This is a genomic window from Flavobacterium sp. (assembly GCF_013822155.1).
GTDB lineage: Bacteria > Bacteroidota > Bacteroidia > Flavobacteriales > Flavobacteriaceae > Flavobacterium.
The window spans coordinates 13,209-29,670 of record NZ_PNJW01000041.1; the positions used below are offsets into that span (position 1 = coordinate 13,209).

Here is a 16,462-nt window from a genome sequence, read left to right on the forward strand (position 1 = left end):
GAATATAAACTAAAGCTACAACTTTTTAATTAAATATAAGATTTTAATCCCAACATTCCATCAATAATAAATCACCTTCGCTGTGTTCAATTGTGATAAGCCCGTCCTCAGCCACATGATTGCTGCTTCCTGTTCGATAGCCAATAGTGAGTGAATCGTTTTGTAAAGGATAAAATAAGTTTACAGAATGAATACCATGAACAGCACCAATTGGAATTAAGGAAATAACGGTGTTTTTAGGATACCATTTTTGAAACTTTTGAGTTAATAAATGAATTTTTGAATGGTCGTCAAACAAAACAATTTTCAATTGATTTCTGAATTTAGCAATTGAAGTAATGTTTGTGATGGTATGATCAGCTCTTTTACCGGTTGCCCAAACAACATTTACTGCCGGGAAATTGCGTTCAATTAAAAATTCAAACGCTTTTTCCAAATCGGTTTTATCTTGGTTTGGGGTATGAATTATTTCTAACGGATATTGAATTTCTTTGTAATAATTTGCATCAAAACCTCTGTCAAAATCACCTAATAAAACATCTACTTTGATTTCTAATTCAAGCACACGTTCAATAGCCGAATCTAAAACAACGACAAAGGGAGACCATTCCAAAAGTTGACCTAACAATTCTTGACTACAAGCAGCCCCATTGGCAATAATTAAAGCAGGTTCTTGATCGTCTCGAACGATATGGTGTGATGACATTTATTTTTTTAATTATTCTATAACATAAGCTATTTTAGCTCTTTCACTCAAACGAAAATAACCTAATGCAAAATTATTAAAATTGGTTTGATTGACAACATTGCCACGAATAGTAGAGGTTGGTGTACTAAATGGTCCACCACTTCCGCCTCCTGCTTGTGATAATAAAATATTCATATAATTATAATGATTTTGAGTTATGCCATTTAAAGTAAATGTTAACTCATCTCCCGATTTCAAATCTTCACTAAAATAAAGTCCGAACAATTCATTGTTTTGAAAAAACCGATCTTCTAGAACACCAAATTCGGGAATTGCCTTATAGGGGTCATCAATTTGTTGTAAATAATAATTAGCTTCATTCGGAATGTCGTCATAAAAGAATCTTACTTCAATTTCATCACCTAAAATTCCACCTTCATTATTTTGCTCAATGCGTGTAATTTCCGGAGTTGCTAATAGTTTTTCTGTGGCCGTAAAGGTTTCACCATTATACACAATAGTTAGCGTGTAGCTTTCGTTGATTACAGGTTCAAAATTGTTACAAACATAGATACCGGGTTCAGTAACTTCTACAAAATTAAAAACGGTACCAAAACTATTGGTTATAAATACTGTAGCTCCTGAAACGTTTGGAATGGTACCTGAAAAATAATCAGTAGTTGTGGTTAATTTGATAAATTGTTCATTACCGGTTGTATTTTTATCCCAATTTATCGATGCTTCCACAACTAATTTTGGAGGAGCCGTATCTAAATCGACGTCAATAACTTTTTCACATCCTATAAAAGTTATAACCAAAAATAATAGCGATATATAGTTAAATAATTTCATGGTTTAGAATTTAAAATTATAAGTAACACTCGGAATGAATCCAAAAATAGACAGACGAATAGCTTCATTACTAGCCGTTTCTTTGTTTTGTTGAAAGGTAATAGATGCGGCATTCATTCGATTGTAAACATTGTAAATACCAAAAACCCATTCACCTTGCCATTTTCTACCGGTATTTGAAGCTGGAGTAAGCGTGGCCGAAACATCTAACCGATGATAAGTGGGAAGGTTGTTTTCGTTTCGAAGACTATAACTGGGGACTGTAATTCCATTGTATTCATATTGTCCGTTTGGAAAAGTAACCGGTTGTCCGGTTTGCAGAGAAAAATTAGCACCAAATCGCCATTTTTCATCCAATTTATAATTTCCAACCACAGAAATATCATTTAATTTATCATAACCCGTTCGGTACCATTGACCGTTATTAATACCTGTTTCTTCCGGAGTTCTACCTTCAATTTGTTGCTCAGTTCTCGACAAAGTATAAGCTATCCATCCTGTAAATTGACCATGATTTTTTCGAAACAGTACTTCTAAACCATAAGCCCGAGCTTTTCCGCTCAAAACGACCTGTTCTATAGCTTCATTAGCAATTAAATTTGCTCCATCAATATAATCCACTCGGTTTTGTATGTTTTTATAATAGGTTTCAACTTCTAACGAATAATCATCATTTTTGAAATTTTGGAAATAACCTACGGCAAATTGATCCAATAATTGTGGCTTCAAAAAGTTATCGCTTGGAGCCCATACATCAAGTGGAGTAGGCGATTGCGTGTTAGAAATCAAATGCAAATATTGAGTCATTCTATTGTAACTGGCTTTTATAGATTGGTCATCATTAAAAGCATAAGAAATACCTAAACGGGGTTCCCAGTTGTCAAAATTAGCAATCGTTTCATTTTTTTTATAAGAAACAGTTCCGGTTGGTGTTGCTGACTCATAGATTTGAAAAATAGGATTAAAAATTACAGCTTGATTATTTTCATATGTATTCAACGTTTGTTCACCAAGTCGATAGAACATACTGTAACGCAAACCGTAACTTACCGTTATTTTTTTTGATAATTCATGCTCAGCATCTACATAAAATGCCGATTCAAAAGCATATTTTTTAGCTAGTTGTTCCGGATTAATACTGGAGTTATCGTTTGAAGGTTCAATTCTTCCCGGATTAAAATCATAGTAGATAGAATTGTTTCCGTAGGTCAATTTTATTTTATTACTTAAATAATGTTTAAAATCATATTTAAAATTGTAGTTTTTGATTCCACTATCCCAATTAAAACCAATAATATCCAATTTAAGACCATAATAATAATCAGAGTAAATGAAAGACATATTTGAGAATAATTTTTCATCAAATAAGTGATTCCATCTTAAGTTTAAAACAGAATTTCCGTATGTATTGACAAAACTTTTGTTTAAGTTAAAAACGTCCCTTCCAAAATAACCGGAGATAAAGACATTATTGTTGTCATTTAATTTGTAACTTAATTTAGTATTTAAATCATAAAAATAAGCAGAATTGTCATTGTTGAAAAGCGGTAAAAACAAATGAGCATACGAACCTCTTCCCGCAACTAAAAAAGAAGCTTTGTCTTTTACAATTGGTCCTTCAGCCAACAATCGACTTGAAATTAATCCAATTCCGCCCGTCATGTGAAAATCTTTACTGTTTCCTTCTTTTTGATAAATATCTAAAACTGATGATAAACGTCCGCCGAAACGGGCAGGAATTCCGCCTTTATACAATTTTAAATCTTTGATAGCATCCGGATTGAAAACAGAAAAGAGCCCAAATAAGTGGGAAGAATTATAAATGGTAGCTTCATCTAATAATATCAAATTTTGGTCAGCACTTCCACCACGAACATTAAATCCGGATTGACCTTCGCCGGCATTCGTTACTCCGGGAAGTGTGAGCAATGATTTAATAATATCGACTTCTCCCAGCAAAACCGGCATTTGTTTGATTTCCTGGATGGTTAGTTTATTAACACTCATTTCAGGTTTTCTGATTTCAGCTTTTACTTTTCGGTCAGAAACAATTACCTCTTTCAATAATTCCTGCGATTCTTTCAAGGATATATTATTTCGAATATTTTTATCTAAAACAATTGTAGAAGTGATAGTTTCAAATCCAATATAACTTATTTCTAAAGTATAAGTTCCTTTGGGTAAGGAAATGGAATAAAAACCATATTCATTTGTTGTTGTTCCTGTTTTTAATTCAGTTATAATAATAGTAACACCAATTAAGCTTTCATTATTTTTTTGGTCGGTTATGGTTCCGCTTAAAGTGAATTTTTCCTGAGAAAAGGCTTGAAATCCTGAGAAGAATAGAAAAAGCAGTATTAATATTGATTTTCTAAAAAGCATATTTCATATTTTTTAACAAAATTGATTAAAATTCTTTAAAATAGGAAATATCAGATGTTAAAGTAGGGTTAATTAAAAACGACCCTTTCGAGTCGTTTTTAACTTTTATTTTTAGAAAGAATTAATTCAATTTTTCTACAATTTTATTCAATGTTTCACTTGGTCTCATCGCTTTTTCAAGCAATTTAAAATCAGGTCTGTAGTAACCTCCAATTTCTTGTTTTTTGCCTTGAGAACCAATTAATTCGACATTGATTTTTTCTTCATTTTCTGTTAGTTCCTTGGCAATAGGAGTGAAGAGTTCTTTTAAGGCTGCGTCTTTATTTTGAGCAGCTAAAGCTTGTGCCCAATATAAAGCCAAATAAAAATGCGAACCTCTGTTGTCAATTTGTCCCACTTTTCTTGCCGGTGATTTATCTGTTTCTAAGAATTTTTCTGTTGCTGAATCTAACGTTTCTGATAACACTAATGCCTTTGAATTATTTAAAGATTGGCCTAAATGTTCTAATGAAACGCCAAGTGCCAAAAATTCGCCTAGCGAATCCCAACGTAAATAACCTTCTTCCAGGAATTGTTCTACATGTTTTGGAGCAGAACCTCCGGCACCTGTTTCAAATAACCCACCACCATTCATTAACGGAACGATGGAAAGCATTTTTGCTGAGGTTCCAACTTCTAAAATAGGGAATAAATCAGTTAAATAATCGCGTAAAACATTTCCGGTTACTGAAATAGTATCTAATCCTTTGATGATTCGTTCTAAAGTAAAAGTAGTTGCGTCAACAGGATTCATGATTCGAATATCCAAACCACTGGTATCATGGTTTTTTAGATATGTCATTACTTTTAAAATGATCTGTCTGTCGTGAGCTCTGTTTTCATCTAACCAAAAAACAGCCGGTGTATTTGATAATCTGGCACGGTTAACTGCTAATTTCACCCAATCTTGAATTGGAGCATCTTTTACCTGACACATTCTGAAAATATAACCTTTTTCGACAGCTTGTTGCATTAATACAGCACCATTTCCATCAATTACTTTCACAACACCGGAATCATCCATTTGAAAGGTTTTATCGTGAGAGCCGTATTCTTCCGCGGCTTGAGCCATTAATCCCACATTTGGAACACTTCCCATTGTTTTTGGGTCAAATGCACCATGTTTTTTACAAAAGTCAATCGTAGCGGTATAAATTCCGGCATAACATCTGTCTGGGATTATAGCTTTTGTATCTTGTGGTTTACCTTCAGCATTCCACATTTGTCCGGAAGTACGAATCATAGCCGGCATCGAAGCATCTACAATTACATCAGACGGAACATGAAGATTGGTGATTCCTTTTTCAGAATTGACCATCGCAATAGCCGGTCCTTTTGACATCGCTTCATTTAAAGCAGCTTCCACTTCAGCTTGTTTGGGATGACCTGCAATTTTTGCATAAACATCTCCTAATCCATTTTTGGTATTTACACCAAGCTCTTTGAATAGTTCAGCATATTGTTTAAAAACTTCCGCAAAAAACACATCTACTATTGCTCCAAACATAATTGGGTCGGAAACCTTCATCATGGTTGCTTTCAAATGAACTGAAAACAATACGTTTTTAGCTTTTGCATCTTCAATTTCGTTTGCAATAAATTGTTTTAGAGCATTCAAATTTAAAACCGCACTATCAATAATTTCACCTGCTTTTAGTGGAGCATTGTCTTTTAAAAGTTTACTTGTTCCATTTTTTGCTTCAAATTCAATTTTGAATGTTCCAGCTTCCTGTATAACAATTGATTGTTCACTACCATAAAAATCACCTTCGTTCATGTGGGCTACATGTGTTTTAGAATCGGCACTCCATGCACCCATACTGTGTGGATGTTTACGAGCATAATTTTTTACTGCTTTTGGTGCACGTCGATCAGAGTTTCCTTCTCGTAAAACAGGGTTAACAGCGGAACCTAAAACTTTGGCATACTTCGCTTTTACTATTTTTTCTTCCTCAGTTTGTGGATTTTCAATAAATTCAGGAATGGCATAGCCTAATTTTTGTAATTCAGCAATGACCTCTTTTAACTGAGGGACAGAAGCTGAAATGTTTGGTAACTTAATAATGTTAGCTTCTGGAGTAGTGGCTAATTGACCTAATTCTAATAAATCATTATTGATGCGTTGGTCTTCTTTTAAATAGTCAGGGAAATTGGCAATAATTCTTCCGGCTAGTGAGATATCTCGGGTTTCAACTGAAATGTTAGCCGGGGCAGTAAAGGCTTTTACAATTGGTAAAAAAGAATGAGTAGCTAGCATAGGAGCTTCATCCGTAATTGTATAAATAATTTTGGATTTTGACATGATGGTATTATTTGTTTGTTTTGTTTGTAATCTTTCCCAAAAAATCAGGATTACAAATATAAGAAAAGGAGCGTAAAATTATCCTGAAAGAGATAACGAAATCGTTTGATTTACATAAATGTCATTCAAAAGACTTAAAATTATTAAATTGACAAAAAACAGCTCAAAATTTGAGAATTGTTAAGTTTAAATTTTGAAATGATTGGAGCGGAGATTGTTTTTATCGTAACATTCAATTTATTTTTTTTCTAAATTGTTATTTAAGTAAATAAGAAATCTTTATTACTTTGTTTAACTTTGTGGAAGTTATGCGATATATATTTCTACTTATTTTCTCTTTTTCCATTGCTCAACAAACCTCAAAAGTTGATTTTAAAACACAACACGCTACTTTGATTCCAAATCCCATTGACAAATCAATTTCCGGAGAAGTCAATTATCAATTTGAAGTTTTAAAAGTGATTGACACCATTGCCATCGATGCCATCAAAATGGATTTTACAAACGTAAAAATAAACGGGAAAACCATCAACTTTAAAAATTCAGGCAAGGCATTGAAATTATTCCAGGGCTTTAAAAAAGGAAAAAACACCTTAACTTTTAATTTCAAAGCAACTCCCAAACAAACCCTTTATTTTATTGGAGAAGGCGACCAATTGCAAATTTGGACACAAGGACAAGGGAAATTCACCAGTCATTGGTTACCCAGTTTTGACGATGTGAACGAAAAAGTGATTTTTAATTTGTCGGTTTCTTTTGATAATCAATTTACGGTTTTGTCTAATGGGAAATTAAAAAGCTTAAATGACAATTTAAATGATAAAAGCAAAATTTGGCACTATGAAATGTCCAAACCCATGTCTTCCTATTTAGTCATGATGGCCATCGGGAAATTTGCAAAACAAACTACCAAAACCAAATCAGGTACACCGTTAGAATTTTACATCGACGAAAAGGATATCGATAAATTTGAAACAACGTATAAATACACCACCCAAATTTTTGATTATTTTGAACAGGAAATAGGCGTGAAGTATCCTTGGGAAATCTACCGCCAAGTTCCCGTTCGTGATTTCTTGTATTCCGGAATGGAAAACACCACTTCCACCATTTTTTCGCAAGATTTTGTGCTGGATGAAATCGGGTTTAATGACAAAACCTATATTAATGTCAACGCACATGAATTGGCTCACCAATGGTTTGGCAATCTAATTACCGCACAATCCGGAAAGCACCATTGGTTGCAGGAAGGTTTTGCTACGTATTATGCGTTGTTAGCTGAGAAAGAACTCTTTGGTGAGGATCATTTTCAATGGGAATTGTATGAAATGGCCGAGCGTTTGCAAAAAGCTTCTAAAACGGATACGATTCCGTTATTGAATGAGAAAGCCAGTTCACTCACATTTTACCAAAAAGGAGCTTGGGCTTTGCACAGTTTACGCGAAAGTATTGGTGCTGAAAACTTTCAAAAAGCAGTCAAAAATTATTTGAAAAAATACGGATTTAAAAATGTCAATACCGATAATTTTTTAAATGAAGTAAAAGCCGTTTCTTCATTTGATGTTCAAAACTTTAAACGCATTTGGTTGGAACAATCCGGTTTTGAAGTTGGTCAAGCACTGACTTTACTTCATAAAAATGCGTTTATGAAATCGTATTTGGAGTTGGTCGATTTGCAAACTAAACCGTTTGTGGATAAGAAATTCCATTTTGAGAACCTTTTAAAAACGGAAGCATTTTATCCCCTCAAAGAAGAAGTGATTTTTCAATTAGCAGATGTGCCATTTGTAGAAAAAGAAGCTCTTTTACAATTGGCGATGGATTCCAAAAATCTAAAAGTCCGGCAAGCTATTGCTCGCATCATGGTTGAAATTCCGACCGCTTTTCAAGCAAATTACGAAACACTTTTAAACGATGAATCGTATGTCACCAAAGAAATTGCTTTAGGAACCTTATGGAATTTATTTCCCGAAAAACAAGCGGATTATTTGAATCAATCGAAAGATTGGATTGGTTTTAACGATAAAAATTTGCGGATTCTTTGGTTGACATTAGCGTTGATGACAAAGGATTTTGAAAACGAAAACAAAGTGAATTACTACGATGAATTGTTGGATTATAGTTCGCCAAAATATGAAAGCTCTATTCGTCAAAATGCACTGACCAATTTATTGTATTTAAATCCAAACGATCAAAATATTCTCCTCAATTTAGCTAATGCCACAACACATCACAAATGGCAGTTTACACTTTTTGCCCGTAATCAAATTCGTGAATTAATCAAAACAGAAAGACACAAAAAGTATTTTGAAGAGATGCTTCCGGGTTTAAATGCTGCAGAACAAAATCAGTTGAAAAGGTTGATGGAATAGTTTTTTTACTATTATTTGGTAGTATCAAAACACTTTGAATATGAAATACTTATTGCTGTCTTTACTTTTGTTTGTTTTGTCGTGTAGTCCTAATGATGATTCAAATTCAGATGGTAATCCAACCAATGATAAATTCTCTGAAAATTTTGGTAATGAAGTCAATCGCGATTTTATTGGTCAAGTTGTAGATGCAGCAAATTATCCTATTCAAAATGTAACCATTAAAATTGGTTCATCAACTGTACAAACAGATATAAACGGAGTTTTTATAATAAACAACGCATCTGTTTATCAAAAATTTGCTTTTATAACAGCAAAAAAACGGGTTATTTAGATGGTTCACGTTCGATGGTTCCAACATCTGGAAAGAACAATGTGAAAATTATGTTGATTCAAAATACTCCAATAGCAACCATTCAGTCAGGAGTCACAAGTGAAGTATCAATTTATAGTGGAACAAAAGTAGTTTTTGATGGTGCTTTTCAAGATGAAAACGGAAATGATTATACGGGTTCAGTAAATGTTTCTATCTTTCATTTGACACCAAGCGATGAAAACATCAGCGAACTTATGCCTGGAATGTTATATGCACAAGCTCTAAACAATGACGAAGCCGTATTAGAAACTTTTGGGATGTTAAATGTGGAACTTCGTGGAACTTCTGGACAAAAATTAAATATAAAAATAGGACATAAAGCAGAAATTTCATTACGAATAGATGACAACCAACTAGCAACTGCACCAGCAACAATACCTTTATGGCATTTTGATGAAACAAAAGGTTATTGGAAAGAAGATGGCGTTGCAACTAAAGTAGGAAATAAGTATGTAGGTGAAGTTTCGCATTTTAGTTGGTGGAATTGTGATATACCACAAATAACTATACAATTTAATGTGAGAGTTGTTAACAATGATGGTGAACCAATAAAAAATGTTAGAATATCATTAACAAACAGCATCGGATCATTTTCTTTAGATAATATTTCGGATTCAAATGGGCAAATAAGTGGACTTATACCAGTAAATCAAAGTTACACGTTAAATGCTTATAATTTATGTGATGAGTCAGTTTTTTCACAACCTGTTTCAAGTGGAACAATTGCAGTAAATTACCCAGATATTATTATTGAGAATACTACAAAAATTATAGGAAACCTGAAAAATTGTAATAATCAAAATGTTCAAAATGGATATGCTTTATTACTTTATAATTCAAAATATTATTTGCAATCTGTATCAGACGGAAATTTTAGTTTCAATTTTATAAAATGTCAATCAATAAATCAATTTTCATTAAATGGTTTTGATTTTGAAAATAATAAATCATCTAATTATTTAACAGGGAATATATCTAATTTAACTATTGTAAATCTTGATAATATTTCAACTTGTTACACAAATTCAAATGTAGAATCTATTTCAGGTTCTTACACTGTTGTTGTTTCAAAATTATCTGGAAGCCCTTTTGAAGTTACTTATACAGATGAAATTATTTATCAAATAGCACCAAATTATTATAAAACTACTTCAACAGCTCAAACCTCGGTTGCTCAAACTGCAGCTCCAGATAAAGGATATAATTTTAGTATTCAAACTGATGGAACTATTAAAGTTCCGCAACAATTATTATGTCAAGGCTATTTTACCAATATAATTCATGGAATTCCAGATAATAACCAAGTAGATGGATATTTCTATAATGAAAATAGTTTTGTAATTGAATATGAATTGTTGACTACTTCTAATGTTTATCCACAACCTAGATACAGAGCTATTTACACAAGAAACTAAAAAAAACTTCTATATCGGAAATGTTTTTTTATATCAAAGCAACCTTTTTTTATCTTAACCTAACCCATCATTTGAATCACCTCCGTTTTTAAATAACTGACAGCCACATAACTCGGCGATTGTTTGTCTAATAAATCACTTAAAATTACCTCACGTAATTTGTGAGAACTATCCACTCGTTCGCTCATATTTGATTTGCGAATGTTTTGAATGATGGTGTTTTTTGCCGTTGTTATTACTGTCCAACAATCTTCGGTTAAATAAATTTGTTGCGTCAAATTGTGTTCAAATTCTTGCTCAATTTGCTGAATTAAAAAGGATTCATAGGCATTTTTATCTTCTGAAAAAGGAGCCACACGAATTAATAATTTCGCCGGATTGATGCGTTCTAAAAATAAGACCATACGTTCATAAGCTTGCAATCGCAAGGGTAATGATTCTTTTTGTAATTCTTTTTGTAACAAATAACGACGTCTTCCTTCCTCGTTTTTAGTATGTAAATTAAAAAAATAGTAAGCTACACCTCCGGTAATTAGAGCTGGTAAAGTATAAGATAAAAGTTCAATTAGATGAGTGCTTTCCATAGCATTAATTTTTTTATTTTTAAGAATTACAAAAATAGAATTTTAGTTGATAAATCGTAACAATTTTAATTGTAATAAATCATTAGTAAGCTTATTTTTGAACTTTGCTAAAAATACTATGATAAACGAATATATCAATCAACTCAACGAAGCCCAACGTGCACCCGTGCTCCAAAAAGACGGTCCCATGATTGTCATTGCCGGTGCCGGTTCAGGTAAAACGCGAGTGCTAACGATGCGAATTGCTTACTTAATGAGTTTGGGAGTTGATGCATTCAATATTTTGTCGCTGACGTTTACCAACAAAGCGGCTCGCGAAATGAAGAAACGTATTTCGGATATCGTGGGTAGCAACGAAGCGAAAAACCTTTGGATGGGTACTTTTCACTCCGTTTTTGCTAAAATACTTCGTATCGAAGCAGAGAAATTGGGTTATCCGAGTAACTTCACCATTTATGATGCACAAGATAGTGTTCGCCTCATCGGAGCCATCATTAAAGAAATGCAACTCGACAAAGATGTTTATAAACCCAAACAGGTTTTTAGCCGCATTTCTTCCTATAAAAACTCCTTGATTACGGTGAAAGCCTATTTCAATAATCCCGAATTACAAGAGGCAGATGCAATGAGCAAAAAGCCTCGAATGGGTGAAATTTACAACAATTACGTCGAACGTTGTTTCAAATCGGGAGCGATGGATTTTGATGATTTATTATTAAAAACCAATGAGTTATTGAATCGTTTTCCGGAGGTGTTGGCCAAATACCAAGACCGTTTTCGCTACATTTTGGTGGACGAGTACCAAGATACCAATCATTCACAGTATTTGATTGTTCGTGCTCTTTCCGATAGGTTTCAAAACATTTGTGTGGTAGGGGATGATGCCCAAAGTATTTATGCGTTTCGCGGAGCCAACATCAACAACATTTTAAATTTCCAGAAAGATTATGCCGATGTGCAAACTTTTCGTTTGGAACAAAATTACCGTTCTACTAAGAATATTGTACAAGCTGCGAATTCTATTATTGATAAAAATAAAACCAAATTAGAAAAAGTCGTTTGGACGCATAACCAGGATGGACCCAAAATAAAAGTCAACCGCAGCATCACTGATGGGGAAGAAGGTCGATTTGTCGCTTCCACTATCTTCGAAGAAAAGATGCGAAACCAAATGAAAAACGGTGAATTCGCTATTTTGTATCGCACCAATGCACAATCCCGTGCGATGGAAGATGCGTTGCGAAAACGCGATATTCCTTATCGAATTTACGGTGGGTTATCTTTTTACCAACGCAAAGAAATCAAAGATGTATTGTGTTATTTGCGTTTGGTAATCAATCCAAAAGATGAAGAAGCTTTGGTTCGAGTTATCAATTATCCGGCTCGTGGAATTGGTGACAGTACGGTTGAAAAATTGACTGTAGCAGCCAATCATTACAAACGTTCCATTTTTGAAGTGATGGAAAACATCGATAAAATTGATTTAAAACTCAATTCAGGCACCAAACGGAAGTTGGAAGATTTTGTGATGATGATTAAAAGTTTTCAAGTCATCAACGAAAGTCAGGATGCGTTTTATTTAGCCGATCATGTTTCTAAAAAAACGGGATTAGTTCAAGAGCTTAAAAAAGATGGTACGCCGGAAGGAATTGCCCGCATTGAAAATATCGAAGAATTATTAAACGGTATCAAAGACTTCACTGAAGGTCAGAAAGAAATTGATGGAGCTCGTGGAGCGTTGTCAGAGTTTCTCGAAGATGTGGCTTTGGCAACCGATTTAGACAAAGATACCGGTGATGATGATCGCGTAGCTTTAATGACGATTCACTTGGCAAAAGGGTTGGAATTTCCCACCGTTTTTGTGGTAGGAATGGAAGAAGATTTGTTCCCAAGTGCGATGAGTTTAAACACCAGAAGTGAGTTGGAAGAAGAACGCCGTTTGTTTTATGTCGCCATAACCAGAGCTGAACACCAAGCATATTTGTCGTATGCACAATCGCGTTACCGTTGGGGAAAATTAATGGATAGTGAGCCTTCACGTTTCATTGAAGAAATCGATGACCAATATTTGGAATACATCAGTCACACTGAAACGGGTTATCGCTACAAACCAATGATGGATATGGATATTTTTGGTGATGTGGACAAATCCAAATTGCGATTAGCAAAACCTACCAACGGCACACCACCCAAACGGTATGGAGAAGAATCTTCTTCCACCATTCGAAAATTAAAACCGGTTTCAGGCAATGCTCCGGCAAGCACCAATTTATTTGATTCAAAACTCGTTCCCGGAAACATCGTCATGCACGAACGCTTCGGAAAAGGTGAAGTCTTAAACCTAGAAGGAGTCGGAGCTGACAAAAAAGCGGAGATTAAATTTGATGTAGGTGGGATTAAAAAGTTGTTGTTGCGGTTTGCGAAACTGGATGTGATTGGGTAGAATTTGCGAGTTACGGGTTGCGGGTTGCGAGTTTTTCGAACCTCAGTACTCAACTAGTAACTCACATCCTGATGAAATCTTAATAAGACCTGAATTGAAAGAATTAAAATTAAATAATAATAAAACCTTAGTGCCTTAGCACCTTAGTACCTCAGTACCTTTAAAATGAAATATTCAAGACTAACTAAAGAACAATTCGAAGCCCTCCACCAAGAATTCGCTAATTTTTTAGCCACCCAATCTATTGACAAAAAAGAATGGGATGAAATGAAAGCCAACAAACCCGAAGTAGCCGAACAAGAACTCGATGTATTCTCCGATTTAATATGGGAAGGTGTTTTGAGTCAAACCAACTATTTGGAACATTTTTCAAAAAATCACATCTTCCTTTTTCATTGTTTGGAAGAAGAAGTACAATCTGTTGTATTAAAAACATTGGAACCCGAAGTTGATTTTATGACATCCAAAGGATTGGAATGGATGGTCAATAATTTGTTTACCTATGCCATTGACATTCATGTAGGCAGAAAAAAATATGAAGGAGAAAAAAATGTTGCTATTTTTGACATCATCCAACAAGGAGCGATTTTAAGTGACGGACAATTATATAAACAAATTGATCAAATAGTCAACGCAAAGTAAAACCTTAGTACCTTAGTAACTCAGAACCTCAGCTTCTTTAAAAATGGATATCCCAACCAAAATTCAATCCCTTCGCGACGAACTCAACCAACACAACCATAACTATTATGTCTTGGATAAACCCACGATTTCCGATTTTGAATTTGACCATTTATTGAAACAATTGCAGGAATTGGAAGCCCAACATCCGGAGTTTTTTGATGAGAATTCACCGAGTCAGCGAGTAGGAGGAAGCATCACTAAAAATTTCAATACGGTTGTACATGAACACCGCATGTATTCGTTGGACAATTCCTATTCCACTGAAGATTTGATGGGTTGGGAAAACCGTATTCAAAAGATATTGGGCAATGTAACTTTAGAATATACTTGTGAATTAAAATACGACGGAGCTTCGATTAGTATTACCTACGAAAATGGAAAACTGAAAAGAGCCGTTACTCGTGGCGATGGATTTCAAGGTGATGAAGTGACAAACAATATCAAAACCATTCGTTCCATTCCCTTGCAATTAAAAGGAAATTATCCGCCAAAGTTTGATATTCGCGGTGAAATAATTCTTCCATTTGCCGGATTTGAAAAAATGAATCAGGAATTGATAGAAATTGGTGAAACACCCTATTCCAATCCGCGAAATACTGCTTCCGGAAGTTTGAAATTGCAAGACAGTGCAGAAGTTGCTAAGCGTCCTTTGGATTGTTTGTTGTATTTTATTGTGGGTAATAATTTACCGTTTAAAACCCAATATGAAGGTTTAGAAACGGCACGAAAATGGGGATTTAAAGTCCCAAGTCAGGCAAAACTAGCCAAGAATATGCAGGAAGTATTGGATTATATCTCCTATTGGGATGTGCATCGCCATAATTTACCTTATGAAACTGATGGCGTGGTAATCAAAGTAAATAGTTTACAACACCAAGATGAATTGGGTTACACGGCAAAATCACCCCGTTGGGCAATCGCTTACAAATTCAAATCGGAGCAAGTTTCTACGCGTCTAAATTCGATTTCCTATCAAGTAGGAAGAACGGGAGCAATTACTCCGGTGGCGAATTTAGAACCGGTGCAATTGGCGGGAACCATTGTGAAACGTGCGTCTTTACACAATGCAGATCAAATTGAAAAGTTGGATATTCGTGTGGGCGATATTGTTTTTGTAGAAAAAGGAGGAGAAATCATTCCTAAAATCATTGCGGTTTCCCAAAGAGGCAATGAAGCGGAACCTACGAAATACATTACCCATTGTCCGGAATGCCAAACCGAATTAGAGCGAAAAGAAGGCGAGGCCAATCATTATTGTCCGAATTTTTATGGTTGTCCGCCACAAATCATAGGTAGAATTCAACATTACATTACCCGAAAAGCGATGGATATTGAAGGTTTGGGTGGCGAAACGGTTGCTTTATTGTATCAAAATGGTTTGGTGAAAAATTATGCCGATTTATATGATTTAAAAATCGAACAAATTCTTCCGTTGGAACGAATGGCACAAAAAAGTGCAGAAAATTTAATCAACGGTATTGAAAAATCAAAAGAAGTACCGTTTGAAAGGGTTTTGTATGCGTTGGGTATTCGTTATGTAGGTGAAACAGTAGCCAAAAAATTAGCCAAACACTACAAAAATATTGATGCGATTGCGAATGCCAGTTTGATGGATTTGATTTTAGTGGATGAGATCGGGGAGAAAATTGCTCAAAGTGTGATTGAATTCTTTGAAAATCCTCAGAATAGAATAGCAGTTGAAAGGCTTAAGAATGTTGGTGTTCAATTTGAACTTAAGGAGAGCAATTCTCAAGTGAGCAACAAATTAGAAGGAAAAACGTTTGTAGTTTCAGGTGTTTTTGAACAGTTTTCCAGAGATGATTTGAAAAAAGCCATTGAAGATAATGGAGGAAAAGTAGGCAGTTCAATTTCTGCCAAAACAAATTATGTGATTGCCGGTGAAAATATGGGTCCGGCAAAATTAGAAAAAGCTAATCAATTGGGTATAAAATTGATAAGTGAAAATGATTTTATACTTTTACTGAATGGGTAAACTAAAACCGGCGATTGGCTTATATTTTATTTCCAGCATTTTGGTATTAATTGCTGTTGTTTTTAATTTGAATGAATTAGAACAAATTGCAAAACCAATTGTTATACCTTCTATCTTTTTCTTTTACCTCCAACATCGATATAAAAGAGTTAATTGGTGGTTTTCTATCGCAATACTGGCTTGTTTTGTTGGAGATATGATACTATTGATAGATCCGGAATTTGAAATATTATGGATAATTTTGTGTTTTTTTATTAGCTATGCCATTTTGATTAAGTTTGGAATTGATGATTTAGTACCTCAAAAATTAACTTTTTCAAATATAGGTATTG

At 34.3% G+C, this 16,462-nt stretch carries 12 protein-coding genes; 7 read left to right on the plus strand and 5 right to left on the minus strand.

Annotated features, from left to right (window positions below; translation table 11 throughout):
• Window positions 1-43: 43 nt before the first annotated feature.
• From C0512_RS10605 to C0512_RS10620, 4 genes are all read right to left on the minus strand, one after another.
• Window positions 44-706: a thiamine diphosphokinase gene (locus tag C0512_RS10605; protein WP_290861357.1), complete on the minus strand. Its 663-nt coding sequence runs from the start codon at window positions 704-706 to the stop codon at window positions 44-46.
• A 12-nt stretch (window positions 707-718) separates the two neighbouring features.
• Window positions 719-1,540, minus strand: a complete 822-nt coding sequence (locus C0512_RS10610) for a DUF4249 domain-containing protein (protein ID WP_290861359.1) — start codon at window positions 1,538-1,540, stop codon at window positions 719-721.
• A 3-nt stretch (window positions 1,541-1,543) separates the two neighbouring features.
• Window positions 1,544-3,922, minus strand: coding sequence for a TonB-dependent receptor (locus C0512_RS10615; RefSeq protein WP_290861361.1), 2,379 nt, complete (start codon window positions 3,920-3,922; stop codon window positions 1,544-1,546).
• Between the two features lie 121 nt (window positions 3,923-4,043).
• Window positions 4,044-6,266, minus strand: coding sequence for an NADP-dependent isocitrate dehydrogenase (locus tag C0512_RS10620; protein ID WP_290861379.1), 2,223 nt, complete (start codon window positions 6,264-6,266; stop codon window positions 4,044-4,046).
• A gap of 305 nt (window positions 6,267-6,571) precedes the next feature.
• On the opposite strand from C0512_RS10620, the gene C0512_RS10625 reads away from it, so the two are divergent.
• From C0512_RS10625 to C0512_RS10635, 3 genes are read left to right on the plus strand one after another with little or no spacing between them, the layout of a single operon-like run.
• Window positions 6,572-8,635: a M1 family metallopeptidase gene (locus C0512_RS10625; protein ID WP_290861363.1), complete on the plus strand. Its 2,064-nt coding sequence runs from the start codon at window positions 6,572-6,574 to the stop codon at window positions 8,633-8,635.
• Window positions 8,636-8,675: 40 nt separating this feature from the next.
• A complete protein-coding gene (locus C0512_RS10630) occupies window positions 8,676-8,969 on the plus strand; it encodes a hypothetical protein (protein ID WP_290861365.1) in 294 nt (97 codons plus the stop codon).
• A gap of 50 nt (window positions 8,970-9,019) precedes the next feature.
• Window positions 9,020-10,426 (plus strand): hypothetical protein, encoded by a 1,407-nt coding sequence (locus C0512_RS10635; protein ID WP_290861367.1) that lies wholly within the window; start codon window positions 9,020-9,022, stop codon window positions 10,424-10,426.
• 59 nt (window positions 10,427-10,485) lie between these two features.
• On the opposite strand, the gene C0512_RS10640 is transcribed toward C0512_RS10635, so the two are convergent.
• Window positions 10,486-11,010: a hypothetical protein gene (locus tag C0512_RS10640; RefSeq protein ID WP_290861369.1), complete on the minus strand. Its 525-nt coding sequence runs from the start codon at window positions 11,008-11,010 to the stop codon at window positions 10,486-10,488.
• Window positions 11,011-11,128: 118 nt separating this feature from the next.
• Between C0512_RS10640 and C0512_RS10645 the strand changes: the two genes are divergently transcribed.
• From C0512_RS10645 to C0512_RS10660, 4 genes are all read left to right on the plus strand, one after another.
• The gene (locus C0512_RS10645) at window positions 11,129-13,453 is read left to right on the plus strand and encodes an ATP-dependent helicase (protein ID WP_290861371.1); all 2,325 of its coding nucleotides are present in this window, start codon (window positions 11,129-11,131) and stop codon (window positions 13,451-13,453) included.
• Between the two features lie 165 nt (window positions 13,454-13,618).
• Entirely contained in the window at window positions 13,619-14,095 is a 477-nt protein-coding gene (locus C0512_RS10650; protein ID WP_290861373.1) for a DUF6495 family protein, read from the plus strand.
• A 43-nt stretch (window positions 14,096-14,138) separates the two neighbouring features.
• Window positions 14,139-16,130, plus strand: a complete 1,992-nt coding sequence (gene ligA / locus C0512_RS10655; protein WP_290861375.1) for an NAD-dependent DNA ligase LigA — start codon at window positions 14,139-14,141, stop codon at window positions 16,128-16,130.
• Window positions 16,123-16,462 (plus strand): hypothetical protein (locus C0512_RS10660; RefSeq protein WP_290861377.1); only part of this gene is annotated, 340 nt, incomplete at its 3' end. The genes ligA and C0512_RS10660, both read left to right, overlap by 8 nt.